This is a genomic window from Janibacter sp. A1S7, assembly GCF_037198315.1.
Classification (GTDB): domain Bacteria; phylum Actinomycetota; class Actinomycetes; order Actinomycetales; family Dermatophilaceae; genus Janibacter; species Janibacter alittae.
Genome location: NZ_CP144913.1, coordinates 2,489,045 through 2,516,019, shown reverse-complemented (window position 1 = coordinate 2,516,019; position 26,975 = coordinate 2,489,045). Strand labels below are relative to the sequence as shown.

The window sequence follows — 26,975 nt, the reverse complement described above, 5'->3', positions numbered from 1 at the left end:
GCCCCCTTCGTCATGGTGCCGGGGTGGCCATCGAGGACCACGTCCACCGGGCCGAGGCGCGTCAGTCGGCGACGATGACCCGCACCTCGACCGTCTCCTCGAGCTCGCGCAGGCGCTGCTCGGTGTCCTCCGGGAGCGAGCCGGCGAGGTCGGTGACGGCGTAGCCGTACTCACCCCTGGTGCTCAGCTGCTGGCCGTCGATGTTCGCGCCGCCCTCGGCGAGGATTGCGTTGACGCGGGCCAGGACGCCGGGGACGTTCTGGTGCAGGTGGAGGATGCGCGTGTCACCGATGGTCTGCGGGGCGGTGACGCCCGGCACGTTGACCGACATCGTCGTGGCACCGGTGCGGGCCCAGTCGCGCAGCTTGCCGGAGACGTAGCGACCGATGTCCAGCTGCGCCTCCTCGGTGGAGCCACCGACGTGCGGGGTGAGGATGACGTTGGGCAGGCCCTGCAGGACCGACTCGAAGGCGTCGCCCGCCTTCTTCGGCTCGCTCGGGAAGACGTCGATGGCGGCGCCGGCGAGGTGACCGGAGAGGATGTTCTCGCGCAGGGAGTCCACGTCGACGACGAAGCCGCGCGAGAGGTTGAGGAAGAGGCTGCGCGGCCGCATCCGGGCGAACTCCGCGGCCCCGAAGTTGCCCGCGTTGCCGGAGCGTCCGTCGACGTGGAGCGTGATCGTCTCGCACCGCTCGAGCAGCTCCTCGAGCGATCCGCACCGTTTGGCGTTGCCGAGCGGCAGCTTGTCGTCGAGGTCGTAGTAGTACACGTGCATGCCGAAGGCCTCGGCGACGACCGACAGCTGGCTGCCGATGTTGCCGTAGCCGATGATGCCCAGGGTCCGACCGCGCACCTCGTGGGCGCCCTTCGCGGACTTGTCCCAGACGCCGGCGTGGAGCGCGGCGTTCTTGTCGGTCAGGTGGCGGGCCATCGAGATGATCTCAGCCATCGCCAGCTCCACCACGCTGCGCGTGTTGGAGAAGGGGGCGTTGAAGACGACGGTGCCGGCCCGGGCCGCCGCATCGAGATCGATCTGATTGGTCCCGATGCAGAAGGCGCCGATGACCTTCACCTCCGGCCGCGCCTCGAGGACGGCCCGCGTCACCTGGGTCTTCGAGCGGATCCCGAGCATGTCCACCCCCTCGAGGGCAGCGATCAGCTCCGGCTCGTCGAGCGCACCGGATCGCGTCCGGACGTCGAACCCGGCATCGACCAGGGCCTCGCGAGCGGCGTCATGGATGTTTTCGAGCAGCAGCACCTTCACGGTGTGCAGGGTATGCGGGACCCCGATGTGACCTCGCACCGGTTCGGCATGCGGAACCTGTCACGCCGCCACGAGGCCGTCTGACCTACTGTTGGGTCATGCGTCTTCTGGGAGTTCTCGGCGGCATGGGCTGGTCGGCGACGGCGGAGTACTACCGCCGTCTCAACGAGGGGGTCGATGCCCGCCTCGGTGGCCTGCACGGTGCGCGGGTGCTGATCAACAGCCTCGACTTCCAGCCGATCGACGATGCGGAGAACGCCGGCGACTGGGATGCGATGGCCCGGATCCTCGTCGAGGGCGCCCGCAGTCTGGAGGCCGGGGGAGCGGAGGCCGTCCTGATCGCCGCCAACACCATGCACGCCGTCGCCGACGAGGTGAGCGCGAGCGTCGACATCCCCTTCCTGCACATCGCCGAGGCCACGGCCACCGCGGTGCAGGGCGCCCGCCAGCGCACGGTCGGGCTCGTCGCCACGGCGACGACGATGTCCCACGACTTCTACACCGACCCCTTCGAGGAGCGCGGCATCGAGGTGATCCTGCCGCTGGAGGAGGAGCGTGGCGAGGTCGACCGGGTGATCTACGAGGAGCTCGTCCACGGGATCATCAAGGACAGCTCGCGCAAGACCTTCCGGCAGGTCCTGCAGGGCATGGCCGGTCGCGGCGCCGAGGGCATCGTCCTCGCCGGGACCGAGATCAGCCTGCTCGTCGACGACGAGGACTCACCGGTACCGATGCACGACACCACCGAGATCCACGTCGAGCGAGCGCTGGAGTGGATGCTCGGCAGCCACTGAGCCAGCCACGCGTGAGGGCGAAGGGGGGATCCCCCTTCGCCCTCACCCGTCACCACGGGTCAGCCGCGGGGCCCCCGCTCCCGCCGGGCCGAGCTCACCAGGGAACGTCGATCTCCGGCTCGCCGGTGACGACTTCGATCTGCTGACCGGCATACTCGACGATGCTGCCCGCACGCACCTGCGCTCCGCGCCGCGTCTCCGGCTGGCCGTCGACGCTGACCTCGCCGGCGGCGATGACCGCTCGGGCCATCGCTCCGTCCTCGACCACACCGGCGAGCTTGAGCAGCTGACCGAGGCGGATCGACTCGTCGCGGATGTGGACGGGCTCGGCGGAAGTCACGCCACCAGCGTAGGGCGTGGATTCAGCCCGCGAGGCCCGCTCGCTGCACGTCCCGCTCCGCGAGCAGGGCAGCGCGCTCCTCCTCGGACATGCCTCCCCAGACCCCGAAGGGCTCGCGAATGGCCAGAGCGTGCTCGCGGCACGCGTTGATGACGGGACAGGTGCCGCAGATCTCCTTGGCGGCGGCGACCCGCAGGCGACGAGCGGCCCCGCGCTCACCGTCCGGGTGGTAGAACGACTCGCTGCCGGTCTCACGGCACGCGCCCTCGAACTGCCACTCCCACAGGTCGGCGACCGGACCTCGTGGGTTCGTGTGAATGGCCATGGCTCTGTTCCTCTTGACACTGGTGCGAGGACGCACGCTCTCCGCACGCCCCAGGCGATTTCCACTCTTCAACCTAAGGAGATTTCAGCCAGTGGGGGGCGAGGGCAAGGTAAGGCCTTCTCCCGGATCCATGGGCTTTCGTCAGGGAACGGTCACGTCGGGAGGCGGGATGGCGGTGCCATACGATAGGGCAATGGACGTGCGTGACTCGATCGACCGTGGCAACTCCGGGGTCCCGGACCACGACCCCTTCGCGAAGGTTGGTCTGACCTATGACGACGTGCTGCTGCTGCCCGGCTACAGCGAGCTGGCTCCCGGTGACCTGGACACCACCAGCCGACTGACCCGTGGCATCAGCCTGCGCACGCCGTTGATCTCCGCGGCGATGGACACCGTCACCGAGTCCCGGATGGCCATCGCCATGGCCCGGCAGGGCGGCATCGGTGTGCTGCACCGGAACCTGTCGATCGAGGACCAGGCCTACCAGGTCGACCTCGTCAAGCGGACCCAGACCGGCATGATCACCAACCCGATCACCATCGGCCCGGGCGCCACCCTCGAGGAGCTCGACACGATCTGCGGCGAGTACCGGGTCTCCGGCCTGCCGGTCGTCGACGAGGACGAGGTCCTCATCGGCATCATCACCAACCGCGACCTGCGCTTCACCCCCGTGGCCGAGTGGGCCACGACCAAGGTCCACGAGGTCATGACCCCGATGCCGCTGATCACCGCCCCGGTCGGCATCTCCCACGAGGACGCCACGCTGCTGCTGCGCCAGCACAAGCGCGAGCGGCTGCCGATCGTCGACGACAGCGGCCGCCTCGCCGGCCTGATCACCGTCAAGGACTTCGTCAAGAGCGAGCAGTTCCCCGATGCGAGCAAGGACGCGCACGGCCGCCTGCTCGTCGGCGCCGCGATCGGCTACTTCGGTGATGCCTGGGAGCGGGCCACCACGCTCATCGACGCCGGCGTGGACGTCCTGGTCGCAGACACCGCGCACGGGCACGTCAAGCTCCTCCTCGAGATGTGTGCGCGCCTGAAGAAGGACCCCGCGACCAGGCACGTACAGGTCATCGGCGGCAATGTCGCCACCCGCGAGGGCGCCCAGGCCTTCATCGACACCGGGGTCGACGCCATCAAGGTCGGTGTCGGGCCGGGGTCGATCTGCACCACACGCATCGTCACCGGTGTCGGAGCCCCGCAGATCACGGCCGTCCACGACGCGTCCCTCGCCGCGCGCCCGGCCGGCGTGCCGATCATCGCCGACGGTGGACTGCAGCACTCCGGTGACATCGCCAAGGCGATCGTCGCCGGAGCCGAGGGCGTGATGGTCGGTTCCCTGCTCGCCGGCTGCGAGGAGAGTCCCGGCGAGCTGATCTTCGTCAACGGCAAGCAGTTCAAGGCGTATCGCGGTATGGGCAGCCTCGGTGCGATGAGCTCCCGCGGCAAGACCTCCTTCTCCAAGGACCGCTACTTCCAGGCCGAGGTCGCCAGCGACGACCAGTTGGTACCCGAGGGCGTCGAGGGCCGGGTCGCCTACCGCGGCACGCTCTCCCAGGTCGCGCACCAGATGGTGGGCGGTCTGCGGCAGTCGATGTTCTACGTGGGCGCCGGGACGGTCCCCGAGCTGCAGACGAAGGGCACGTTCGTCCGGATCACCTCGGCCTCCCTCAAGGAGAGCCACCCGCACCACCTGCAGGGCATGGTCGAGGCGCCGAACTACTCCGTCTGACGCGTTGCCCTCCTCGATCGGGGCGTGGCCACCGCAGGGTGGTCACGCCCCGATCGTGTCCCGGTACCCGGGTAGGTGGGCCCCGCCCGCGGCGGTCCGGTCGATGCTGCCGGCCGCGAGCACGGCGCGCACGATGGCCCGGCTGATGCAGTCAGCGGCGGCGGCCTGCAGCGCCATGAGGTCGAGGGCGGAAGGCGCTGGCTGCTCCCGCGTCGACAGCGCGAAGACGGTGTCCCCGTCGAAGGCGGTGTGGACCGGGGACAGCGCCCGGGCGAAGCCGTCGTGGCCGACGCGAGCAAGTCCGGTGCAGCCCGCCTTGTCGAGTGTGGCGTCGGTGGCGACCACGGCCAGAGTCGTCGCCGTCCCCGCTCGCAGGGACGCCACCTCGGCCTGCTGAGCGGCCCAGTGGCGTTGCACCGCAGCGGGGTCCGGGTCGGGGACATCGACCTCGCCGGGGACGAGGAGGTGCTCGGCACACAGCCGCCCGTCGGGACGAAGGGGGGATCCCACGGCGTTGACTGCGACCAGGGCGCCGACGGTCGCCCCGGAGTCGAGGACGAGGCTCGCGGTGCCGATGCCGCCGTGCAGGCCCCCGACCCGCGCCCCCGTGCCTGCGCCGACGCCCCCTTCGTCCACCGGGCCGGAGGTGGCGCCGAGGTGGGCCTCCCGGCCGTCCGCGGCGTCGGGATGGTTGCGCCAGGTGCCCGCTCGTCCGAGGTCGAAGAGGATCGCGGCCGGCACGATCGGCACCACCTGCCCCGGACCGCCTGTCGGCCAGCCCCGCCCCTCGTCGGCCAGGGCAGACATGACCCCGTCCGCGGTGGACAGGCCGAAGGCGCTGCCGCCGGAGAGGACGACGGCATCGATCGCGTCGACGAGGTTGCTCGGGGCGAGGGCGTCGGTCTCGCGCGTGCCGGGGCCGCCGCCGCGCACGTCCACTCCGGCGCAGGTCCCGACCGGAGGCGCGACGACGGTCGTGCCGGTCAGCCACCCGGGCTCGTCGCGGGTGGTGTGGCCGACACGCACGCCTGGGACATCGGTGATCGCGTTGTGGGGACCGGGATGCATGCCTCCAGCATGCCGGTCCCCGGGTACAACGTCAGTAGGTGACCGGGCGGGCGGCCCCGGCCATCCCGGCCGCGCCCCTCACCGGGGCTCGATCCGTGTCTCGTCGAGGAAGCACCACGCCCACGCCTCGGTGGGTTCGGCCGAGGCCATGATGCTGTGGCCGCTCACGTCGGCGTGGCCGCGCGCGTGCCGTTCGGGCGAGGAGTCACAGCAGCCGACGTGGCCGCAGTGCAGGCACGTGCGCAGGTGCACCCAGTCACGACGATCGGATCGCAGGCAGTCGATGCACCCAGCGCTGGAGGGCAGCGCCGGGTGGGCCTGCGTGACGTGGGTGCACGCCGTCCTCGGGTCGGGGTGGAAGTCGACGACGCGGTCGGTTCCGGTGTCGACCCAGGATGTGGGGTCGATCACGCCGTGGGGGCGGGCGACGATGCCGACATCAGGAGCGAGTTGCCGGATCTCGTCGTTCTCGCAGATCACCACCAGGCGGGCCGAGTGCAGCCCGGCGTCCACCAGGACGTTCTCCCTCACCGGATCGCCGCGGACGACCTCGTGGCCGACCTGGTGCGCCTCGGCGGCGAGGTCCGGATTGAGCGTGGTCACGGTGACCGGCACGCTGCGGGTGGAGAGCATCGCGGCCACCGAGCGCGCGACCGGGCCCCACCCCGAGACCAGCACCCCGCCACCGTGGTCGATCTGCGGCGTGGACGAGCCCTGGGCCGGCGAGGGTCGGCGGGTGGCACGCACGTCCAGCACGGCGTCACCCACCCGCTGGCCGGCGGCGGAGAGCGCGGGGGTGGCCACCATGAGCACCACCGTCACCGCGATGAGGACCTGCTCGCCGGCGCTGCCGAGGCCGGCCGGCTGGAGACCGGCCTCGCTGCCCGAACGCTGCAGGACGAAGGAGAGCTCTCCGATCTGGGCCAGGAGCAGCGACCCCGACACGGCTGCGAGCAGCCCCACCCGCACGATGGTCAGCGCGATCATCGAGCCGACGACCTTGATGGCGATCACCGCCAGGGCCAGCGCCAGGATCACCCACCACATGCGAAGCGCGACCCCAGGGATCGGGTACGGGTCCTACGGACGGAGGGTGACCCCCGTCGCCCGGCGGTGATTGACTGGGTCGATGACGACGAGCCGTGCGACGATCCGTGTCCTCGACGGGCACAACGACCTTCCCTGGCACCACCGTGAGCTCGCCGGCTACGACCTGGATGCGTGCGACATCGCCCATTCGCAGCCGCAGCTGCACACGGACCTGGGGCGGATGCGTGCAGGGGGTCTGGCCGGCCAGCTGTGGTCGGTGTGGGTGCCGTGCTCCTTCGTCGGTGAGGCGGCGGTGGTGGCCACCCATGAGCAGATCGACTTCGTGGAGGCGCTGTGCGCACGGTACGAGGTGATGGTCCCGGCTCGCACCGCCGCGGACGTGCGTTCGGCGTGGGGAGAGGGACGGCACGCCGCCCTGATCGGGATGGAGGGCGGGCACTCGATCGCAGGGTCGCTGCAGACACTGACGGACTTCGCGGGCAGGGGCGTTCGCTACATGACGTTGACGCACAACGACAACACCGAGTGGGCGGACTCGGCGACGGACGAGCGGGTCCACGGTGGCCTGACCGACTTCGGCCGGGAGGTCGTCGTCGAGATGAACGACCTCGGCATGGTCGTCGACCTCTCCCACGTCAGCGCCGAGACGATGCACGATGCGCTCGACACCACGCGGTTGCCGGTCATGTTCAGCCACTCCGGCGCGCGGGCCGTCTGTGACCACCCACGCAACGTCCCGGACGACGTCCTGGAGCGCGTTCCCGGCAACGGCGGGGTCGTGATGGCCAATGTCGTGCCGAAGTTCGTCAACCAGGCGCGCGCCGACGCGTCCCTGGGCCGCACCGACGTCGTGCCGGACCCGGTGGCCACGATCGAGCACGTCGTCGCGCACTTCGAGCACCTGCGCGAGGTCGTCGGGATCGAGCACGTGGGTATCGGCGCCGACTACGACGGGGTGGACGAGACGCCCCTCGGTCTCGAGGACGTCTCGACCTACCCGGTCCTCCTGGCCGCGCTCGCCGAGCGCGGCTGGTCACGCGCCGACCTCACCGCCCTGGCGCACGGCAACGTCCTGCGGGTGCTCGAGGCGACGGAGGTCTGATCGGGCTCGCTCAGGCACGCATGTCCGGGTGGGGCCGGTCGGTGCGGTTCGTGGTCTCGCCCGGCACGGTCGGCCCGGCGACGCCCTGCTGGCCGGTGAGGGCCTTCTTCGCCTGGCTCGAGATGCCACCGATCTGGCTGTGGTACCTGCCCTTGGTGCGCTTGTCGATGAAGCCGGTGGCGCTGTCGATGTACCCGGAGGCCTTGTCGGGGTTCTGGTGCGCCCACCGCCGAGCGGACTCGACGGCGGTCAGTACAGCGGCCGCCCTGAACTTCGGCATGCATGGTCCTTCCGTGGTGGTGGTCCCCTCCATGATCCCAAACGACCGGGCGCGGCGCACGATTCCGGCGGGGGACCCCCTTCGCACGACTGCCCCGGACAGGAAAAGTGGGTGTCCCGGTCAGGCAAGAACGCGCCCTCGTACGTGGCGATACCGACCCCATCTAGGGTGGCAGGGTGAACGAGATCGAGATCGGGCGAGCCAAGAGCGGCCGCAGGGCATACTCCTTCGACGACATCGCGGTGCTGCCGAGCCGGCGCACGCGCGATCCCCAGGAGGTCTCCCTCGACTGGCAGATCGATGCCTACCACTTCCAGATGCCCGTCATCGCGGCCCCGATGGACTCCGTGATGTCCCCGACGACGGCGATCGCCTTCGGTGAGGCGGGCGGCCTGCCGGTCCTCGACCTCGAGGGCCTGTGGACGCGCTACGCGGACCCGGAGCCGCTGCTGGCGGAGATCGCCTCGCTCGACCCCGCCCGTGCGACGGCCCGCATGCAGGAGATCTACGCCGCACCGATCGTGCCCGAGCTGATCACCGAGCGGCTGCACGAGATCCGGCAGGCGGGGGTCACGGTCGCCGGCGCCCTCAGCCCGCAGAACACCCAGCAGCACTGGAAGACCGTCGTCGACGCCGGGGTCGACCTCTTCGTCATCCGCGGCACCACGGTCTCCGCCGAGCACGTGAGCAGCCGCAGCGAACCGCTGAACCTCAAGCGCTTCATCTACGAGCTCGACGTGCCGGTCATCGTCGGTGGCGCCGCGACCTACACCGCCGCCCTGCACCTGATGCGCACCGGCGCGGCCGGCGTGCTCGTCGGCTTCGGCGGGGGAGCCGCCTCGACCACCCGCCAGGCCCTGGGCATCCACGCCCCGATGGCGACCTCCATCGCGGACGTCGCCGCCGCGCGGCGCGACTACCTCGACGAGTCGGGCGGACGCTACGTCCACGTCATCGCCGACGGCGGCCTGGGCACGAGTGGCGACATCGTCAAGGCCATCGCGTGCGGTGCCGACGCCGTCATGCTCGGCGCCACGCTCGCCCGCTCCGCCGAGGCCCCCGGCAGGGGCTTCCACTGGGGAGCGGAGGCGCACCACCCCGAGCTGCCGCGGGGTGCCCGCGTCGAGGTGGGCTCCGTGGCGCCGATGGAGGAGGTCCTCTTCGGGCCCAGCCGCTCGGCCGACGGCACCACCAACCTCGTCGGTGCCCTGCGCCGCGCGATGGCCACGACCGGCTACACGGAGGTCAAGGAGCTGCAGCGCATCGAGGTCGTCGTCGCCCCGCACCGGCCGAGCTGAGTTCCGCCACGACCCGGGCCCTGTGGTCATCGCCCGGGCACGGGCCTACCCTTGGGTAATGACCTCGGAGACCATCGCTGACCCAGAGCTGGACCCCACCGCGACGTACGCGGTCGACCCGAGCCGGGCCCGGCGTCTCGCCGGCCGGGTCGTGGCCTCGCCCACGGCAGAGACCTTCACCTGCACCTCGCCGATGACCGGCGGACCCATCGCGGTGCTGCCGCTGTCGACCGAGCAGGACGTCGCGCGTGCCGTGGACGCCGCCCGTGCCGCGCAGGTGCGCTGGGCGGCGACCTCCGTCGACGAGCGCGCCCGCATCCTGCTGCGGTTCCACGACCTCGTCCTCGACACGCAGGTCGAGTTGCTCGACCTCATCCAGCTCGAGTCCGGCAAGACGCGCGTCCAGGCCTTCGAGGAGGTCGCCGACACCGCGATGGCCGCGCGCCACTACGCACGCACCGCGGGGAAGCACCTGCGCCGTCAGCGGGTCCAGGGTGCTCTCCCCGTCCTCACCCAGACGCGGGTGCAGCGCCACCCCAAGGGCGTCGTGGGCGTCGTCTCGCCGTGGAACTACCCGCTGAGCCTGTCGATCACTGATGCGCTGCCCGCGCTCATGGCCGGCAATGCCGTCGTGCTGCGCCCGGACCAGCAGGGCTCGGTCACCGCGCTGGGCGCCGTCGAGCTGCTCGTGCGGGCCGGACTGCCCGAGGGTGTCTTCCAGGTCGTCCTCGGTCGTGGCTCCGAGGCGGGTCAGGCGGTCGTCGACTCGGCCGACTACGTCTGCTACACCGGCTCGACGCCGACCGGGCGAGCGGTGGCGCAGTCAGCGGCCGCCCGACTCGTCTCCTTCAGCATGGAGCTCGGTGGCAAGAACCCCGTCTACATCGCCGATGACGCCGACCTCGACAAGGCCGTCGCGGGTGCAGTGCGCGCCTGCTTCTCCAGCGCCGGCCAGCTGTGCATCTCCACCGAGCGGGTCATCGTCCACGAGGGCATCGCGGGGGAGTTCGTCCCGCGCTTCGTCGCCGCCGTCAAGGCGATGACGTTGGGCACGGCGCTCGAGTACGGCCACGACATGGGCTCCTTGGTCAGCCAGGGCCAGCTCGACACGGTGACCGCGCACCTCGAGGACGCGGTGGCGAAGGGAGCGACCGTCCTCACCGGTGGCAAGCACCGCCCCGACGTCGGCCCCTACGTCTTCGAGCCGACGGTTCTCGATGAGGTGACCGCCGCGATGGACTGCCGCGACGAGGAGACCTTCGGTCCGCTGGTCTCGATCTACCGGGTGCCCGACGACGACGCCGCGATCGCACTGGCCAACGACACCGAGTACGGCCTCAACTCGTCCGTGTGGACCACGGACGTGCGCCGGGGCCGGCGCATCGCCGAGCGGATCCGTACCGGCACGGTCAACATCAACGAGTGCTACGCCGCGACGTGGGCGTCCATGGGGGCTCCGATGGGCGGGATGAAGGACTCCGGTATGGGGCGGCGCCACGGGGCCGAGGGGATCCTGAAGTACACCGAGGCGCAGACCGTCAGCGCGCAGTACGTCATGCCGATCGCGCCCGCATTCGGGATGAGTCACCAGACCTACGCCAAGGTCATGACCGTCGGCCTGCGCGCCATGAAGATGATGGGGCTGACGTGAGCACCACCACCGACCGGCAGGTCGACACCGACGTCCTCGTGGTCGGCTCCGGCTTCGGAGGTTCCGTCGCCGCCCTTCGCCTGGCCGAGAAGGGGTACCGGGTCACCGTCCTCGAGGCCGGACGCCGGTTCGCGGACGAGGACTTCGCGAAGACCAGCTGGGACCTGAAGAACTTCTTGTGGGCACCCAAGGTGGGGTGCTACGGGATCCAGCGGATCCACATGCTCAAGGACGTGATGATCCTCGCCGGAGCGGGTGTGGGCGGCGGCTCGCTCAACTACGCCAACACCCTCTACGTGCCGCCTGCGGTCTTCTTCGAGGACCGGCAGTGGGCGCACATCACCGACTGGCAGTCGGAGCTGAAGCCGCACTACGACACGGCCAGCTCGATGCTCGGCGTCGTGACCAATCCCTGCGAGGGGCCGGTGGAGGACGTCATGCGTGCGGCCGCCGAGGACATGGGCGTGCCCGAGACCTTCGTCAAGACCCCGGTCGGGGTCTTCTTCGAGACGGACGAAGGGGGGCACGTCCCCGGTCGGACCGTCGCGGACCCGTACTTCGGCGGGGCCGGTCCCGAGCGCACGATGTGTACCGAGTGCGGCAACTGCATGGTCGGTTGTCGGGTCGGTGCCAAGAACACCCTGATGAAGAACTACCTGGCGCTCGCCGAGCAGCTCGGCACCCAGATCGTGCCGATGCGCACCGTCACCCGGGTGGGGATCGTCCCCGGGACCGCCGTCGGTGGTCAGGAGATCCACCGCGTGCGCCACGAGGCGACCGACAAGCCGGGTGACGGGAGTGCCCGCGTCACCACGGCGCGGCACGTCGTCGTCGCCGCGGGTACCTGGGGTACGCAGAACCTCCTGCACCGGATGAAGGACGACGGCGAGCTGCCGCGCATCAGCGACACCCTCGGTGAGCTCACCCGCACCAACTCCGAGGCCCTCGTCGGCGCCCTGACGCAGCGCCCCCCGACCGGGGCGGACGACCTCACCAGGGGAGTCGCGATCACCTCCTCCTTCCACCCGGACGAGGACACGCACATCGAGAACGTGCGCTACGGCAAGGGCTCGGACGCGATGGGCCTGCTCACCACGCTCCTCGCCCCACCGAGGTCCGGACGCCTCCCGCGCTGGGCCAGGTTGCTCGTGTCCCTGCCGACGCAGCTGTCGGCCCTCAAGGCGTGGTTCCCACCGGGTACCCACTTCGCCGACAGCACGGTCATCGGGCTGGTCATGCAGAGCCTCGACAACTCACTGACGACCTCACTCCGCCCGAGCGCACTCGGCGGCCGTCGCCTGACCTCGCGCCAGGGGCACGGTGAGGAGAATCCGACCTACATCGAGGCCGGGCACCGGGGCATCAAGGCCATCGCCGACCGGCTGGCCGAGCGCGTCGGTATCGAGACCTTCGCCGGCGGGACGTGGGGGGAGGCCTTCGACATCCCGCTCACCGCCCACTTCCTCGGTGGCGTCGCGATCAGTGACTCCCCGGCCGGGGGGGCCATCGACCCCTATCACCGCCTCTGGGGCCACCCCGGGGTCACGGTGAGCGACGGTTCCGCCGTCTCGGCGAACCTCGGGGTCAACCCGTCGTTGACGATCACCGCGCAGGCCGAGCGGGCCTTCTCGCTGTGGCCCAACGTCGGCGAGAGGGACCCGCGTCCGGCGCAGGGTGAGCCCTACCAGCGGCTCGAGCCCGTCGCGCCGCACACCCGTGCGGTGCAGGACTTCACCCACTCCAGTGCCAAGGTCAACCTCGGGATGCCGCGCGTCACCGTCTGATCGCCGGCCCGGTCACAGCGGAGGGCGCGGAGGGTGGCGTCCGGGTGACCCAGATCGTCGACGTAGCCTTGGCCACGTGCTCCGGACCGCCCTTCGCCCCCGCTTTCTGGGGCTGCTCGTGCTTGCGCTGGTCATGGGTGTCGTCTTCGTCATCGCCGGACGGTGGCAGTGGTCGGTCGCGCACGACGAGGCCAGGGCCGACACGGTCCGGGAGATCCAGGACCGCCCGGTCGTCGCCCTGGACGACGTCATCACACCTCTTGAGGCATTCCCGGACGGCGGGTCCGGCCAGCGGGTGACCACGAGCGGTGAGTACGCCCGTGACCAGGTCCTCGTGGTCGATCGCCTGCTCCACGGTGAGCTCGGCGCGTGGGTCGTGGACCGCTTCGTCGTGGCGGGGACCGGAGCCAACCTCGCCGTCGTGCGCGGGTGGATCCCGAAGGGGGAGAACCCGCCACCGGCGCCCACCGGCACCATCGAGCTCCTCGGCTCGTTGGCCCCCAAAGAGGCCCCCGACGAGGGCGTCGGACTCGCCGACGGCGAGATGACCTCGGTGGACATCGCCAAGTTGGTCAACGTCTGGCCGGGCGAGATCTACAACGGGTTCGCGTTCGCGTTGAGCGAGGACGGCCGGGAGCAGGCGCAGGGCCTCGAGCGGGTCCCACCGCCGCTGCCGGACACCTCACTGCAGTGGCGCAACGCCATGTACGCGTTCCAGTGGTGGCTGTTCGCGGCGTTCCCGCTGTGGATGTGGACGAAGATGGTGCGCCAGGCGGCGCGTCGGGACGAGACGGTCGAGGCCGTGGAGAGCAAGGAGCACGTGACGTGAGCACGGACGACAAGCAGGCAGCAGTCAGCGCCGACCCGCGGGCGATCGCGGGCGGGTTGACCTTCTTCCGGGTGAGCGCGATCGTCGCGGGTCTGGCGATGTTCGTCCTCATCGTCGAGATGGTCCTGAAGTACGGCTTCGACAACGACGTGCTCGCCTGGTGGTCGCCGGTGCACGGGCTGATCTTCATGGTCTTCGCCGTCGCCACGGCCAACCTCGGTTTCAAGGTCGCCTGGTCGGTCGGCCGGATGATCGCGATCCTGCTGCTCGCGTGCATCCCCTTCGTCGCCTTCGTCGAGGAGCGTCGCGTCGTCCGCGAGATCTCCCCGCTCACCCACCCCTGATACGAAGTGCTGCTGGCTCGAGTTCGTATGGCCGGCAGCACCTCGTGCTGCGGCTGACTCAACCACGTGCTGCTGGCTGCAGTTCGTAGCGGAGGGGCCGGTAACCTGTCTGAGTGACCGATTCGCTCAAGACCTCCCCGGTCCTCGTCGTCGACTACGGCGCCCAGTACGCCCAGCTCATCGCCCGCCGAGTGCGTGAGGCCAAGATCTACAGCGAGGTCGTGCCGCACACGATGTCGGCGGCCGACGTCCTCGCCAAGGACCCGGCTGCGGTCATCCTCTCCGGCGGGCCCTCCTCCGTCTACGCCCAGGACGCTCCCGGCCTGGACGCCGCCCTGCTCGAGGCCGGGGTCCCGGTCTTCGGCATGTGCTACGGGTTCCAGGCGATGGTCAAGGCCCTCGGCGGGACGGTCGAGCGGACCGGGCTGAGCGAGTACGGCTCGACCCGGGCAGAGATCAGCGACCTGGACTCGACCCTCTTCACCGGGCAGCCCGCCGAGCAGTCGGTGTGGATGAGCCACGGAGACTCCGTGACCGAGGCGCCCGGGGGCATGCGCGTCACGGCGAGCACGTCCGGGGCGCCCGTGGCGGCCTTCGAGGACGACGAGCGGCGCCTCTACGGCGTGCAGTGGCACCCGGAGGTCATGCACTCCACCTTCGGCCAGCGTGTCCTGGAGAACTTCCTGCTCCGTGGTGCAGGACTCGAGGCGGACTGGACGGCCGACAACGTGGTCGACGAGCAGGTCGCGATCATTCGCGAGACCGTCGGGCAGGACCGGGTGCTGTGCGGCCTGTCGGGGGGCGTCGACTCCTCCGTGGCTGCCGCGCTCGTGCAGCGCGCCGTCGGCGAGCAGCTCACCTGCGTCTTCGTCGACCACGGGCTGCTGCGTCAGGGCGAGGCGGAGCAGGTCGAGCAGGACTTCGTCACGGCGACCGGGGTGCGGCTCGTCGTCGTCGACGCGAGGGAGCAGTTCCTCGGGGCGCTCGCCGGAGTGACCGACCCCGAGGAGAAGCGCAAGGTCATCGGGCGCGAGTTCATCCGCGTCTTCGAGCAGGCGGCCCGGGACGTCGTCGGCAGCGGTGACGACGAGCACCCCGTCAAGTGGCTCGTGCAGGGCACGCTGTATCCGGACGTCGTCGAGTCCGGCGGTGGCTCCGGTGCGGCCAACATCAAATCCCACCACAACGTGGGCGGCCTGCCTGACGACCTGCAGTTCCAGCTGATCGAGCCGCTGCGTGCCCTCTTCAAGGACGAGGTGCGCCAGGTCGGCCGAGAGCTCGGTGTCCCCGACGAGATCGTCGACCGCCAGCCCTTCCCGGGGCCCGGTCTGGGTATCCGGATCATCGGCGAGGTCACCGAGCACAACCTCGACATCCTGCGCCGGGCCGACGCCATCGCCCGGGAGGAGCTGACCGCGGCCGGCCTCGATCGGGAGATCTGGCAGTGTCCGGTCGTCCTCCTCGCCGACGTGCGCTCGGTCGGTGTCCAGGGTGACGGTCGCACGTACGGACACCCGATCGTCCTGCGCCCGGTCTCCTCCGAGGACGCGATGACCGCCGACTGGACCCGCGTGCCCGGTGACGTACTCGCCCGGATCTCCAACCGGATCACCAACGAGGTCACCGAGGTCAACCGCGTCGTCCTCGACGTGACGAGCAAGCCGCCGGGCACCATCGAGTGGGAATGACCCGCTCCCGATCTCGCAGGAGCCCAAGCAGTTGCGACGAAGGAGGCAGTCGTGAGTAGCAGCAGTGGCGCGATCAGGGTCGCAGAGTGGCTCCTGCGTCGGGTCCTCGTCGGTCCGCCCTTGCGCGCCTGGCTGCGGCTCGAGGTCGAGGGTCGTGAGCACGTCCCCGCGACGGGTCCGGTGATCATCGCCAGCAACCACCTCAGCTTCGTCGACTCGATGGTCATCCCGCTGGCCGCGGGTCGCAAGGTCGGTTTCCTCGGCAAGGCCGAGTACCTGCAGGGCACCGGGCCGCTCGGATGGTTCAAGCGGCTGTGGTTCGGTGAGTTCGGCGGGATGATCCCCGTCGACCGCTCCGACGCGAAGGCTGCGGCGCGCTCGCTCGAGCTCGCCGAGGCGCACCTGGCCGCCCGGGGAGCCTTCGCCATCTACCCCGAGGGCACGCGCAGCCGGGACGGCATGCTGCACAAGGGACGCACCGGCGTCGGTCGCCTCGCGGTCGCCTCCCGGGCCCCGGTCGTCCCGTGCGGGCTCATCGGAACCGACCGGGCACAGCCCACCGGCGCGAAGGTCATCCGCCCGCGCAAGGTCACCGTGCGCTTCGCCCCGCCGGTCGACGTCGCCGCGCTCGAGGCCGAGCTGGTCAAGGGCAAGCTGCTGCGGGCGATCACGGACGAGACCATGGACGCCATCGCGCAGCGGTCGGGGCAGGTCCGCAGCAGCGAGTACGCACCGCGGCCCGGCACCAGCGCGCCGTTAGGGTGATCCAGTGCTGAGAACGACGATCGCCACCCTCGCAGGCAAGACAGCCCGACACGCGGCCCGTCTGAAGGGCGGGGGCGCCGGGGGCTCGGCGCTGCCCGGCCTCGTCGCGGAGAGAGTCGACCCGGCCTTCCTCGCGCACACCCTCGCCGACGTGCCGGGCGGCATCGTCGTCGTCTCCGGGACGAACGGCAAGACGACGACCACCAAGATGCTCGTCGCGATCCTGCGTGCCCACGGCAAGCGGGTCTTCACCAACCCCACCGGTAGCAACTTCACCCGGGGGGTCATCTCCGCGATGCTCGCCGAGATGCCGCTGCGTGGTGGGCTGGAGGCCGACATCGCCGTCCTCGAGCTCGACGAGGCGCACGCCCTCCACTTCGGCCGGGCCGTTGCACCCACCCACGCGCTCCTGCTCAACGTCGCCCGCGACCAGCTCGACCGTTTCGCCGAGATCGATCACACCGCGGGCCTGCTGACCCAGCTGGCCGCGATGACGACGGACGGGGTCGTGCTCAACCGGGACGACCCCTTCGTCAACCGCATCGCCGCCACTCTGGCGCCGGGCGTCGACACCAGCTGGTTCGGCCTCGACGCATCGGTCGCCGACCGCATCGGCGAGTTGTCCGAGCACGACTCGCGGGAGCAGGAGGACTTCGCCCCGCCGGCCGCCGGTGAGCGGGACGGACTCCTGACGCCGATCGACGAGGAGTCGCTGCGGATCACCTTCGGGGCTGCCGGCGAAGGGGGCGTCCTCGGGCCCGTGACGCTGCGCCAGCGGGGCCTGGCCGCGATGATCAACGCCACTGCGGCGGCGACGACCGCCAGGCACCTGCTCGGTGCCGGGTTTCGCGACGACGCCACCGAGCGGGCGCTGCGCACGGTCGCACCCCCCTTCGGCCGGGGGGAGGTCATCGATGTCGACGGGAGGCCGCTCGAGCTCGTCCTGGTCAAGAACCCCGCCGGATTCACCGTGGCGCTGGGCACCTACGCGAGTACGCCGGCCGCGACGATGATCGCCATCAACGACGACTACGCGGACGGTCGGGACGTCTCCTGGCTCTACGACGTCAGCTTCGAGTCCCTGCGGACGAAGGGGGTGGCCCTCACCTCCGGGGTGCGCGGCTGGGACATGGCGCTGCGCCTGCAGTACGACGACGTGCCCGTCGCAGCGGTCGAGACCGATCTGGCGAAGGCCCTGAGGAGCTTCCTCGCCGACCACGCGGGTCAGCCGAAGCGGATCTTCACCTCCTACACGGCGATGCTCGCACTGCGCCGGATGCTCGGCGAGCGCTACGACCTGCCCGAGATGGGCGTGGACGCCCCCGACCCGAGCGGAGACCCGGCATGAGCGACCCCCGTGACGTCACGATCCTCGGGGAGCCGGCCGCCTCCGACCGTGTCGCCGACCCCGGCCACGAGGGCAAGGGCGAGATCCACCTCGTGCACATGTACCCGCGCGAGATGAGCATCTACGGCGATCTGGGCAACACCCGCTGCCTCGCGGCGCGCATCCGGCGCCACGGCTACGTGCCCGTCGTGCACCAGCACCACCCCGGGCAGCCACTGCCGGAGACCATCCACCTCATGGTCGGGGGCGGCGGTCAGGACTCCGGGCAGGTGACCGTCGAGGCGGACCTCGAGCGCCGGGCCGACCGACTGCGGGCCCTGGCCGTCGCGGGTGTGCCGATGCTGATGATCTGCGGCATGTACCAGCTGTTCGGGCAGTCCTTCGTCACCGTCGAGGGCACGCGTGTGCCCGGTCTGGGCATCCTGGACGTGACGACGCAGGGCAACGCGACCCGGATGATCGGACCGGTGGTGCTCTCCACGGACTTCGGTGACGTCGTCGGGTACGAGAACCACTCCGGGGCAACGGTGCTCGGTCAGGGACAGGATCCCTTCGGTCGGGTCAGGCACGGGCAGGGCAACAACGACGCCGACGGCACGGAGGGCGCCGTCACCGGGCACGTCATCGGCTCCTACCTCCACGGCCCGATCCTGCCGGCCAACCCGCGCCTTGCCGACGCACTCATCGGGTGGGCGGCGGAGCTGGCGACCGGGCGGGCCTTCGCGCCCGAGGAGCTCGACGACGAGGTGGCTCGTCAGGCCCACGCCCGGCAAGTGGCGCGCCTGTTGCGCTGAGGCTCAGCGCTCCGCCTCGGCGGCCGCGGTGATCTCGTCGCGACCGGCCCGGGGCATGATGCTCCACGCGACCCACCCGATCGCCCCGAGCGGCACCTCGAGCAGGTGGGTGAAGATCGTGAAGATCACGACCCCCGCCATGGCCGCGGCCGGATCGGCGCCCCAGGCGACCAGGGCCGCGACGGTACCGGCCTCGGTCACCCCCAACCCACCCGGTGTGACCCCGACCGCGGTGAGCAGACGGCCGATCGCGTACGCCGCGAAGAGCTGCCCGAAAGGCAGCTCCACCCCAGTGGTGGACATGCACAGCAGGAAGAGCACGTAGTACAGGCCGAAGAAGCCGACCATGCCCAGGGTCATGGACAGCCACCCGGTGCGCACCGTCCCCGCGATCTGCGCCCGCAGTCCGGTCAGGCCGCGTTCGATCCCGTCGCGGTGCCGGCGACGGACCAGGCGAACCAGTCGGTCCAGCCCCCGCCCGAGGGCCCGCGCTCCCGCATCGGTGGCGATCGCGATGACGAAGAGACCCACGACGACGGCGCCGGTGATGATCGCCGCCCAGGCCGCGTCCTGCATGGACGACGGGAGGTCCTGCGTGCCCCAGGAGAGGCCGATGATCGCGATGACGGGCAGTGCAGCACGGGCGAGGACGTTCCACACCCCCGTGACGACCGCCATCGTCGTCACGCTCGAGACGGTGAACCCCCACGACTTGGCGATGTAGAACGTGGCGGCGAGTCCGACGGCACCACCGCCGGGCAGCAGGTTGGAGACCGAGGAGCCGCAGACATTGAGGATCAGGGCCCGGGGGTGGCTCAACTCGGGCATGGCCCCGGTCATGACGAAGGTGTAGCAGTACAGACCGGCGACGACGAAGCCCGTGAAGAGCGCGGCCTTCCAGGGCGACACCCCGGCGAGCACGTCGCCGACCTCGGCCCATGTCGTCTGCGCGAAGAAGGGCAGCCCCCACCACAGCAGGGCTCCCGCCAGCCCGAGACCGAGGACGACCTGGACGACGCGCAGGGCAGGTGGCGTGCGCGGACGGTCGGATGCCCCGCTCATGCCAGCCCGTCGAAGGGGTCGGTGCGGCTCGTGCCCGGCGGTGCCGCCGGGTCGAGGAACCACTCACGACGGAAGACGAGATCGAAGAGCGGGCGGGGGATGCGTGCCAGCATCCCGAGCGTGCGGTCTGCGCCGGCGGGGCCCGCGGCCTGACTGGCGTGGGCGCGCATCGCGGCCCGCTTGGCCCTCGCGTGCCGGCGCACCGGGACGCGGTGGGTGATCTCGGCACCGGCGCAGTAGGCCCGGTCGAAGCTCGACCGGTCGAACTGAGGGGGGAAGCGGTAGACCCTCGCGGCGAGGTCGATGGCGCGGCAGAGCAGCTCGCGCGGCACGGTCGCCCACAGCACCGTCACCGGTAGACCTCTCTCGCGGGCGAGCTCAGCGGCCCGGGCCCCGACCTCGTGCACGCGCACGTGGTCGCGGTGGCCGTACCCGCCGCGGGGGTCGTACGTCGTGAGCACATCGGCGCGCTCCTCCAGGAGGACGGCGGTGAGGGCTTCGGCCGCCTCGTCGAGTGGTACGCGCACGAAGCGACGGCCGCTCGGGGGGTCGGGGAGGAGATCCGGGTCGCTGCCGCTGTCGGCGTGGCCGAGCTGGACGATGCGCGCGACACCGAGCGCGCCGGCGCTCGCCACCAGCTCCCGGCCCCGGGTCGCGGCGAGGGCCGCCCCCTTCGCGCCGTGGGTGGTCTCGTCGGTCAGTCCGAGCGCACCGTCCGTGGCGACCACGAGGACCACGCGGTGTCCCTCGGCCGCCGCCCCGGCCATCGTGCCCGCGGTCAGCAGGGCCTCGTCGTCGGGGTGGGCGTGGAAGACCACGAGGGTGCGGCGCGCGGCTGGCTGGTCCATCGGGACAACTGTTCCACACGAGTCCCATGGCACTCTGGGAGTGTGAAGGTCGCCCTCCTCTCCGACTGCTACCCGCCGCGCACCGGTGGGATCGAGTCACAGGTCAGCGACCTCGCCGTGCACCTGCAGGCGGCCGGGCACGAGGTCGAGGTCTTCACCGCCACGCGTGGGGCGAAGGGGGAACGTGGCGGGACGGTCGAGACCGTCGACGGCATCCCGGTGCACCGGATGGCGCTCCAGCTGCCCCGTGACATCCCGGTCAACCCGATGGCGCCACCGATGGTGCGCGCCCGGTTGCAGGGCGGCGGGTTCGACGTCGCGCACGTCCACCTGGGTGTGGTGTCCCCCTTCGCCTGGGACATGGCACGGGTGACGACGGGGCTGGGGATGCCGACGGCGCTGACCTTCCACTGCGTCCTGGACAAGGCGGCGCTGACCCTGCGACCGGCGCTGCGGACGTGGACCGGACAGGGAGCAGTGCTGTCCGCGGTCTCCGACCTCGCGGCGGCCGGAGTGCGTCACGCGGCGCCGGGGGTGCCGGTGGGCGTCGTACCCAACGGCATCGCCCCGGGGGAGTGGCCGGCCGGACCGGTGCGGTCCACGGCGCGGCCGCTGCGCGTCGTCACGGCCACCCGGCTGGCGCCACGCAAGCGCGTCGGTGCGCTGCTGCGGGTGGTGGCCGACGCGCACGCGCGCGTGGGGCCGGGCGCTCTGGTACTCGACGTCTTCGGGGACGGCGCGATGCGCGCCCTGCTCGAATCCCACAGTGCTGCACTGGGACTCGGCGACGTCGTGCGGTGGCGGGGGAGCGTGTCCCGATCCGAGTTGGCCGGCCACTACCGGGAATGCGACGTCTACCTCTCGACGACGAGGTTGGAGGCCTTCGGGATCGCGGCCCTGGAGGCCCGCACCACCGGACTGCCCGTCATCGCCCGGGCCGACTCGGGGGTCGGTGAGGTGATCACCGACGGGGTCAGCGGTCTGCTCGCCGCTGATGACGCGGGGCTCGCCGATGCCCTCGTGCGACTGACCGCCGACTCGACCCTGCGCACCCGCATCGCGGGGCACAACGCGAGCACCCCACCGAGCCAGTCGTGGGAGCAGATCGCGGACCTCGTGGTCGGCGAGTACCTGCGGGCGGGTGCATGAGCGTCGTCATCGTGGCCGGGGGCCGGCGCTGGCCGCTGCGCCACGGCCAGGACCCGGTGGACCTGCTGGCCGAGCAGGGCCTGACCGGTCAGCCGGTGCGCTCCGTGCTCGGTGCCGACGGCTGCGTCGAGGTGCACTACGCGGTCGAGGCGCTCGACGAGGCCGTACCCGGGCCCGAGCTCGGGATGGCCGGCCGCGGAGCAACCGTGCTGCGGCGGGTCGCGGCGTACGCGCTCGTGCTCGATGGCGCCCAGCTGCTCGTGTCACGTCTGGCCGCCTGGGTCGGTGGCGGGGCCGGTGGGCTGTGGACGCTGCCGGGTGGTGGCGTGGACCCGTACGAGGAACCGCGGGATGCGGTCGTCCGCGAGGTCCACGAGGAGACCGGCCAGCACGTCGAGGTCGGTGACCTGGTGCAGGTGCAGTCGACGCACCACGTGGACGCGGACGAGGACTTCCACGCGGTGCGTCTGGTCTACCTGGCCCACTGCCCGCAGCCCCAGGCGGCCCGGGTCGTCGAGATCGATGGCTCGACCGGGGCCGCGGCATGGGTCTCGCTCGACCGGTTGTCGGACCTGCCGCAGACGGCGATGATCGGGACGGCGCTCCCGCACCTCCCGGCGGAGGTCGGTCGAGCCGGTGCCGCTGACCGGGACCGGGAGACCTAGGGTGTGGCCATGGATACCCTGCGACTCGTCCTCTACATCCTGCACATGCTGGCGATGGTGGCGATCGTCATCGCTCCTGCCGTCGCCGGCCGTGTCCACGTCATCCAGATCTGGAGTGCCCGCATCCAGTTGCTCGTGGGCCTCGGGCTCACCGGCATCGCCGAGGCCGGGGACGATCCGGTCAACCACGCCAAGATCGGCACCAAGCTCGTGGTCATGATCGCCGTCCTGGCCTGCGCCGAGATCGGCAACGGCAAGAACAAGCGCGGCGAGAACGGCATGCCACTGGCGATCGCTGCCGCAGCGATTGCGGTGGTCAACGCGCTCATCGCCTTCCTCTGGTGACCTGAGGGTGTGTCGTACTGCAGTCCATGCCGAGGCAGTCGTCGGCTCCGCCGGATCCCGTCATGCCGAGCGTGAACTGCAGTACGACACACCGCGCCCCGGCGCACCACCCACGCGATGACCTCCACCACCGCGCCTCGACACGCGGTCAGGGGATGAGCAGCAGCTTGCCGGTCGTCTCCCGACCCTCAAGCGCGCGGTAGGCCTCGGCGGCCTCGGCGAAGGGGTAGCGGCCGCCGATGGCGATGTCCAGGCGCCCGGAGTCGATCTCGGCGAACAGCTCACGCCCGCGCATGATAAGTTCCTCCCGCTCGGCGATGAAGTGCGCCAGGCTCGGCCGGGTGACGTACAGCGACCCGCCCGAGTTGAGCCGCTGCAGGTCGAAGGGGGGGACCTGGCCGGACGCGCCCCCGAAGAGGACCATGGTCCCGCGCGGGCGCAACGATGCGAGCGAGTCGTCGAAGGTCGCCCGGCCGACTCCGTCGTAGGCCACGTCGACGCCCTTCGTCGCACCGAGGCGCTGGGCGGCCTCCCGCACCGACCCGGACAGGTCGTCCACCTCGGAGTAGTCGATCGTCTCGGCGGCGCCGCGTGAGCGGGCGATCTCCAGCTTCGCCGCGGACCCGGCGGTGGCGATGACGTGGCCGCCGCGGCTGACGATCATCTGGGTGAGCAGTTGTCCGACCCCGCCGGCGGCAGCGTGCACCAGTGCGACGGTGCCGTCGGCGACGCGGTACACGTCGGTCACCAGGGCGTGGGCTGTCATGCCCTGCAGCGTGGCGGCCGCTGCGGTCTCGAGGTCCACTCCGTCCGGGACGGGCAGCAGCCGCTGCGAGTCCGCCAGCACCATGCCGGCGTGCAGGCCGATGGTCATCGACCACGCGACCCGGTCGCCGACGGAGACAGCCGCGTCGTCACCGACGGCCCGCACGGTGCCGGCGGCCTCGAAGCCGGGCACGTACGGCGGCTCGGTCGGGTAGATGCCCGCGCGCTGGTAGGCGTCGATGAAGTTCACCCCACCGGCGGCCACCTCGACGAGCGCTTCCCCGGGTCCGGGCGTGGGCACCTCCCGTTCCTGGACCTCGAGGACCTCTGGCCCTCCGTGGCGGGTGACGACGAGTGCAGTGGTGGTGGTCATGTCCTCACGATAGGACGTGAGTCACAGCGAGGCGATGACCTCGTCGAGCATCGTCTGGGTGAGCTTGCCGGTGAAGGTGTTCTGCTGGCTGACGTGGTAGCTCCCGACGAGGGCGACCTCCCGACCCTCGGGAGTGCGCAGGGTGGCTCGGGCGCCGTGGCCGAACGTCGGCTTCGGGCGGGGGACCGCCCACCCGGCATGGCGCACACCGGCGATCGTCGTGTCCCAGCCGATCGAGCCGAGGCACAGGATCGAGCGGACGTGTGGTGCGCTCAGCGCGAGGTCGGCGTCGAGCCACGGTGCGCAGGTGCGCTTCTCCTGCGTGGTCGGCTTGTTCTGCGGCGGCGCACACCTGACGGGGGCGATGATCCGGACCCCATCCAGCTCGAGCCCGTCGCCGGCGGCCCAGGACTCGGACTGGCTCGCGTACCCGGCGCGGTGCAGGGCGCCGTAGAGCCAGTCGCCGGAGCGGTCACCGGTGAACATGCGGCCCGTGCGGTTGGCTCCATGGGCCGCGGGGGCGAGACCGACGATGACCACCGGGGCGTCTGTCGGCCCGAACGCGGGCACCGATCGGCCCCAGTAGGGTTCCTCGGCGAAGGCGGCCCGCTTGGTCAGCGCGACCTCCTCCCGCCAGGCCACCAGACGCGGGCACGCTCGGCAGACGGAGATGCGTGCGTCCAGGTCCGTGGGGCCGACCGCTCCCTTCGCCAGGCGGCGCACCTGTGCGTTGGTGCGGGCCACGGGAGTGTCGCAGTCGGCCACGTCGTCCGGCCAGCCGGTGCCCGGCTCCACCGGCGAGGCGAAGGGCGTACCCGTCACCGGGTGGGGGAGAGGGACTGGCTCAGGCACCTGCCCACCATAGACATCTGCCATGGTGGATCCGTGGCCATCGACGAGGACTTGGCGAACCGCGTGCGCTCATCCCTGTCCGATCGGGGCGTCGAGTGGGAGGAGAAGCGCATGTTCGGCTCGCTGATCTTCTTGGTGGGCGGGGCCATCGCGCTCGGGGTCCGCGGCGGGGGCGGCCTGCTCGTCCGGGTCGACCCGCACGAGGGTGAGACCCTGCTGCGTGACGCCGGCCCCTGGTACGCGCAGCAGGCGTTGATGGGTGAGAAGGAGATGGGGCCCAGCTGGCTCGACGTCTCTGGGGATGCGGTCGAGGACGACGTGGACCTGACCCACTGGGTGGACGCGGCCCTGCGCCGCTGAGGAATGGTCAGGGCTCGACCGGGCTCGGCGTCCCGCCCGTGATCCGCAGCAGCTCGGCACAACTCGTGGGGAAGACCGTCTTCGCGTGGCCGGCGGCCGCCCACACCTGGTCGTAGCGCTCGAGCTCGGTGTCGACGACCGTCCGCAGGGCCGCAGGGTGGCCGATGGGAGCGACGCCGCCGATGACCTGCCCGGTCGCGGCCCTGACGGTGTCCTTGCTCGCGCGGGTGATCGTGCCGCCCAACCGATGGCCGAGCCACGTGGTGTCGACGCGATGCGCTCCGGAGGTGAGCACGAGCAGCGGCTCGTCGTCGAGGGTGAAGACGAGGGAGTTCGCGATCTGCCCGACCTCCACGCCGAGGGCTGCGGCCGCCAACGGCGCGGTCGTGACGGCATCGTCGAGCCAGACGACCTCGGGGTGCAGGTCGTACTCGGCGAGTGCGGTGACGACCCGGTCGACCGCGGGGTGCGACTGACTGCGTCTCATCCCGCGAGCCTAGTGCGGATCCTGCGGGTCGGCGGGCGGCTGCGCACCCTCCGCGTCGTCCCGCTCCGCCCACTCGAGCAGCGGCGTGAGGTCGTGGGCGACGTCGTCGATCGACGCGTGCAGGTCGCCGAGTCGCTCGAAGCGCTCCGGCACGGTCGCGATCGTGCAGTCGGCCGGCTCGACGTCGGCGACCTCCTCCCACGTGATCGGCGTCGAGACCGTCGCGTGCTCGTTGCCCCGCACGGAGTACGCCGCCGCGATGGTGTGGTCGCGCGCGTTCTGGTTGTAGTCGACGAAGACCGCCGCCGGGTCACGGTCCTTGCGCCACCACTGCGTCGTCACCTCCTGCGGAACCCGGCGCTGCACCTCGCGGGCGAAGGCGAGCGCCGCCCTTCGCACGTCCTCGAACTCCCACCGGGGCTCGATCCGCACGTACACGTGCAGCCCGGAGCCGCCGGAGGTCTTGGGGAAGCCGACGATCCCCAGCTCGTCAAGGATCTCGTGCGCGACGGCGGCCACCCGTCGCACCCGGGAGAAGGGGGTGCGCGGCATGGGGTCGAGGTCGATCCGCCACTCGTCGGGCCGGTCGACGTCGTCGCGTCGGACGTTCCACGGGTGCAGCTCGACGGTCGACATCTGCACCGCCCAGATGATCTCGGCGAGCTCGGTGGGGCACAGCTCGTCGGCGTGCAGGTCGTACCGGGGGAAGTGCAGGCGCACCGTCCCGACCCAGTCCGGGGCCCCCCTGGGCACGCGCTTCTGGTGCACCTTGTCGCCGGCCACGCCCGTGGGGAAGCGGTGCAGCATCGTCGGTCGCTCCCGCAGCGCGCGCAGGATCCCGTCGCCGACGGACAGGTAGTAGTGCGCCAGGTCGAGCTTGGTCTCGCCGCGGGCGGGGAAGTACACCCTCTCGGGGCTGGAGATGCGCACGTCGCGCTCGCCGACCGACAGGTGCACGTCCGAACCGTGCTCCTTCGCCATGGACCGAGCGTAGGGGAGTCAGCCGATGACGGCACCAGTCGGTCGGTCGGTCGCGATCGTGGTCACCCAGTAGCGGCGCCTGCCGGCGCGGGAGTCCTCGTACCGGCCGCCGGCGCGCTCGATCATCGTTCGGGAAGCGGCGTTGTCCTCGTCGCAGGTGATCAGCACCCGCCCCATCCCCATCTCGCCGGCCAGCTCCAACACCTGACGCAGGGCGGTGCTCGCGTGGCCCTGCCGGCGGGCGGTGGGGCGGATCGAGTAGCCGATGTGGCCGCCCTGCTCGAGCAGGAAGTGCGTCAGCTCGTGCCGCAGCGCGATCGAGCCGAGGTACTCGTCGCCCTCGACGATCCACAGGAACGTGCACGGGACGTAACCGCTGGGGCGGGGGTTCCCGGGTAGCTCCTCGGCACGGCGGGCCCGGACGAAGCGGATGAACTCGTCCTTCTCCTCCAGTCCCCGACGGGTGAAGGAGTAGCCCTCGAATCCTGTTGCCGGGTCCGCGGCCTGCTCCCACTCGCCGTCGCCATCGCGGTGTGCGCCGTCGAACTCGTCGTGCGCGGCGAGGTAGGACTGCTGGTAGCGGGTGTCGGGGCGAACGATCTGGGCCATCCGCCGATCGTATGTCGTGGTGG

The 26,975-nt window shown here is 71.2% G+C and carries 29 protein-coding genes; 16 read left to right on the top strand and 13 right to left on the bottom strand.

What is annotated here, in order from left to right; translation table 11 throughout:
• Positions 1-61 precede the first annotated feature (61 nt).
• Positions 62-1,264 (bottom strand): phosphoglycerate dehydrogenase, encoded by a 1,203-nt coding sequence (serA, locus tag V1351_RS12125; protein WP_338748444.1) that lies wholly within the window; start codon positions 1,262-1,264, stop codon positions 62-64.
• Positions 1,265-1,362: 98 nt separating this feature from the next.
• Here serA and V1351_RS12120 point away from each other — a divergent pair, with 98 nt between their 5' ends.
• Positions 1,363-2,058, top strand: a complete 696-nt coding sequence (locus tag V1351_RS12120; RefSeq protein WP_338748443.1) for an aspartate/glutamate racemase family protein — start codon at positions 1,363-1,365, stop codon at positions 2,056-2,058.
• A gap of 94 nt (positions 2,059-2,152) precedes the next feature.
• Here V1351_RS12120 and V1351_RS12115 read toward each other — a convergent pair whose 3' ends face one another.
• A complete protein-coding gene (locus V1351_RS12115; protein WP_338748442.1) occupies positions 2,153-2,398 on the bottom strand; it encodes an RNA-binding S4 domain-containing protein in 246 nt (81 codons plus the stop codon).
• A gap of 22 nt (positions 2,399-2,420) precedes the next feature.
• On the bottom strand, positions 2,421-2,723 hold the full coding sequence (locus V1351_RS12110) for a WhiB family transcriptional regulator (protein WP_338748441.1): 303 nt from the start codon (positions 2,721-2,723) through the stop codon (positions 2,421-2,423).
• A gap of 193 nt (positions 2,724-2,916) precedes the next feature.
• Here V1351_RS12110 and guaB point away from each other — a divergent pair, with 193 nt between their 5' ends.
• Positions 2,917-4,455, top strand: coding sequence for an IMP dehydrogenase (gene guaB, locus V1351_RS12105; RefSeq protein WP_338748440.1), 1,539 nt, complete (start codon positions 2,917-2,919; stop codon positions 4,453-4,455).
• A gap of 42 nt (positions 4,456-4,497) precedes the next feature.
• Here the strand turns inward: guaB and V1351_RS12100 are convergent, their stop codons facing one another.
• A complete protein-coding gene (locus V1351_RS12100; RefSeq protein WP_338748439.1) occupies positions 4,498-5,523 on the bottom strand; it encodes a P1 family peptidase in 1,026 nt (341 codons plus the stop codon).
• 78 nt (positions 5,524-5,601) lie between these two features.
• Positions 5,602-6,570 (bottom strand): NAD-binding protein, encoded by a 969-nt coding sequence (locus V1351_RS12095; protein WP_338748438.1) that lies wholly within the window; start codon positions 6,568-6,570, stop codon positions 5,602-5,604.
• 82 nt (positions 6,571-6,652) lie between these two features.
• On the opposite strand from V1351_RS12095, the gene V1351_RS12090 reads away from it, so the two are divergent.
• Positions 6,653-7,675 (top strand): dipeptidase, encoded by a 1,023-nt coding sequence (locus tag V1351_RS12090; RefSeq protein ID WP_338748436.1) that lies wholly within the window; start codon positions 6,653-6,655, stop codon positions 7,673-7,675.
• Between the two features lie 10 nt (positions 7,676-7,685).
• Here V1351_RS12090 and V1351_RS12085 read toward each other — a convergent pair whose 3' ends face one another.
• Positions 7,686-7,955, bottom strand: coding sequence for an antitoxin (locus tag V1351_RS12085; protein WP_338748435.1), 270 nt, complete (start codon positions 7,953-7,955; stop codon positions 7,686-7,688).
• Between the two features lie 176 nt (positions 7,956-8,131).
• Between V1351_RS12085 and V1351_RS12080 the strand changes: the two genes are divergently transcribed.
• From V1351_RS12080 to V1351_RS12040, 9 genes are all read left to right on the top strand, one after another.
• Positions 8,132-9,253 carry a GuaB3 family IMP dehydrogenase-related protein gene (locus V1351_RS12080; RefSeq protein ID WP_338748434.1) on the top strand — a complete coding sequence of 374 codons (1,122 nt, stop codon included), beginning with the start codon at positions 8,132-8,134 and terminating at the stop codon, positions 9,251-9,253.
• Between the two features lie 58 nt (positions 9,254-9,311).
• Positions 9,312-10,904, top strand: coding sequence for a succinic semialdehyde dehydrogenase (locus V1351_RS12075; protein ID WP_338748433.1), 1,593 nt, complete (start codon positions 9,312-9,314; stop codon positions 10,902-10,904).
• Positions 10,901-12,688, top strand: coding sequence for a GMC family oxidoreductase (locus V1351_RS12070; protein WP_338748432.1), 1,788 nt, complete (start codon positions 10,901-10,903; stop codon positions 12,686-12,688). The genes V1351_RS12075 and V1351_RS12070 overlap by 4 nt, the downstream gene beginning before the upstream one ends.
• A gap of 76 nt (positions 12,689-12,764) precedes the next feature.
• Positions 12,765-13,517 carry an SURF1 family protein gene (locus V1351_RS12065; protein WP_338748431.1) on the top strand — a complete coding sequence of 251 codons (753 nt, stop codon included), beginning with the start codon at positions 12,765-12,767 and terminating at the stop codon, positions 13,515-13,517.
• Positions 13,514-13,861, top strand: a complete 348-nt coding sequence (locus tag V1351_RS12060) for a DUF3817 domain-containing protein (RefSeq protein WP_338748430.1) — start codon at positions 13,514-13,516, stop codon at positions 13,859-13,861. Before V1351_RS12065 ends, V1351_RS12060 begins: the two co-directional genes overlap by 4 nt.
• Before the next feature lie 113 nt (positions 13,862-13,974).
• The gene (guaA, locus tag V1351_RS12055) at positions 13,975-15,549 is read left to right on the top strand and encodes a glutamine-hydrolyzing GMP synthase (protein WP_338748429.1); all 1,575 of its coding nucleotides are present in this window, start codon (positions 13,975-13,977) and stop codon (positions 15,547-15,549) included.
• A 51-nt stretch (positions 15,550-15,600) separates the two neighbouring features.
• A complete protein-coding gene (locus tag V1351_RS12050) occupies positions 15,601-16,314 on the top strand; it encodes a lysophospholipid acyltransferase family protein (protein WP_338748428.1) in 714 nt (237 codons plus the stop codon).
• 4 nt (positions 16,315-16,318) lie between these two features.
• Complete coding sequence (locus tag V1351_RS12045; protein WP_338748427.1) at positions 16,319-17,662, top strand: Mur ligase family protein; 1,344 nt, start codon at positions 16,319-16,321, stop codon at positions 17,660-17,662.
• Positions 17,659-18,456, top strand: coding sequence for a type 1 glutamine amidotransferase (locus V1351_RS12040; protein ID WP_338748425.1), 798 nt, complete (start codon positions 17,659-17,661; stop codon positions 18,454-18,456). Before V1351_RS12045 ends, V1351_RS12040 begins: the two co-directional genes overlap by 4 nt.
• 3 nt (positions 18,457-18,459) lie before the next feature.
• On the opposite strand, the gene V1351_RS12035 is transcribed toward V1351_RS12040, so the two are convergent.
• Positions 18,460-19,518 (bottom strand): lysylphosphatidylglycerol synthase transmembrane domain-containing protein, encoded by a 1,059-nt coding sequence (locus V1351_RS12035; protein ID WP_338748423.1) that lies wholly within the window; start codon positions 19,516-19,518, stop codon positions 18,460-18,462.
• Positions 19,515-20,366 (bottom strand): PIG-L deacetylase family protein, encoded by an 852-nt coding sequence (locus V1351_RS12030; RefSeq protein WP_338748422.1) that lies wholly within the window; start codon positions 20,364-20,366, stop codon positions 19,515-19,517. Before V1351_RS12030 ends, V1351_RS12035 begins: the two co-directional genes overlap by 4 nt.
• Positions 20,367-20,408: 42 nt before the next feature.
• On the opposite strand from V1351_RS12030, the gene V1351_RS12025 reads away from it, so the two are divergent.
• From V1351_RS12025 to V1351_RS12015, 3 genes are read left to right on the top strand one after another with little or no spacing between them, the layout of a single operon-like run.
• Positions 20,409-21,515 (top strand): glycosyltransferase family 4 protein, encoded by a 1,107-nt coding sequence (locus tag V1351_RS12025; protein WP_338748421.1) that lies wholly within the window; start codon positions 20,409-20,411, stop codon positions 21,513-21,515.
• The gene (locus V1351_RS12020; RefSeq protein WP_338748420.1) at positions 21,512-22,180 is read left to right on the top strand and encodes an NUDIX hydrolase; all 669 of its coding nucleotides are present in this window, start codon (positions 21,512-21,514) and stop codon (positions 22,178-22,180) included. The genes V1351_RS12025 and V1351_RS12020 overlap by 4 nt, the downstream gene beginning before the upstream one ends.
• 9 nt (positions 22,181-22,189) lie before the next feature.
• On the top strand, positions 22,190-22,525 hold the full coding sequence (locus V1351_RS12015) for a hypothetical protein (protein WP_338748419.1): 336 nt from the start codon (positions 22,190-22,192) through the stop codon (positions 22,523-22,525).
• A gap of 148 nt (positions 22,526-22,673) precedes the next feature.
• Here the strand turns inward: V1351_RS12015 and V1351_RS12010 are convergent, their stop codons facing one another.
• The gene (locus V1351_RS12010) at positions 22,674-23,663 is read right to left on the bottom strand and encodes a quinone oxidoreductase family protein (protein WP_338748418.1); all 990 of its coding nucleotides are present in this window, start codon (positions 23,661-23,663) and stop codon (positions 22,674-22,676) included.
• A 21-nt stretch (positions 23,664-23,684) separates the two neighbouring features.
• Positions 23,685-24,539: a uracil-DNA glycosylase gene (locus tag V1351_RS12005; protein WP_422388977.1), complete on the bottom strand. Its 855-nt coding sequence runs from the start codon at positions 24,537-24,539 to the stop codon at positions 23,685-23,687.
• Positions 24,540-24,548: 9 nt separating this feature from the next.
• On the opposite strand from V1351_RS12005, the gene V1351_RS12000 reads away from it, so the two are divergent.
• Complete coding sequence (locus tag V1351_RS12000; RefSeq protein ID WP_338748416.1) at positions 24,549-24,875, top strand: TfoX/Sxy family protein; 327 nt, start codon at positions 24,549-24,551, stop codon at positions 24,873-24,875.
• Between the two features lie 7 nt (positions 24,876-24,882).
• Here V1351_RS12000 and V1351_RS11995 read toward each other — a convergent pair whose 3' ends face one another.
• The 3 genes from V1351_RS11995 to V1351_RS11985 are packed head-to-tail and all read right to left on the bottom strand — an operon-like array spanning position 24,883 to position 26,952.
• A complete protein-coding gene (locus V1351_RS11995; protein WP_338748415.1) occupies positions 24,883-25,362 on the bottom strand; it encodes a YbaK/EbsC family protein in 480 nt (159 codons plus the stop codon).
• A 9-nt stretch (positions 25,363-25,371) separates the two neighbouring features.
• A complete protein-coding gene (gene ligD / locus V1351_RS11990; protein ID WP_338748414.1) occupies positions 25,372-26,343 on the bottom strand; it encodes a non-homologous end-joining DNA ligase in 972 nt (323 codons plus the stop codon).
• A gap of 18 nt (positions 26,344-26,361) precedes the next feature.
• Entirely contained in the window at positions 26,362-26,952 is a 591-nt protein-coding gene (locus V1351_RS11985) for a GNAT family N-acetyltransferase (protein ID WP_338748413.1), read from the bottom strand.
• Positions 26,953-26,975: the final 23 nt, after the last annotated feature.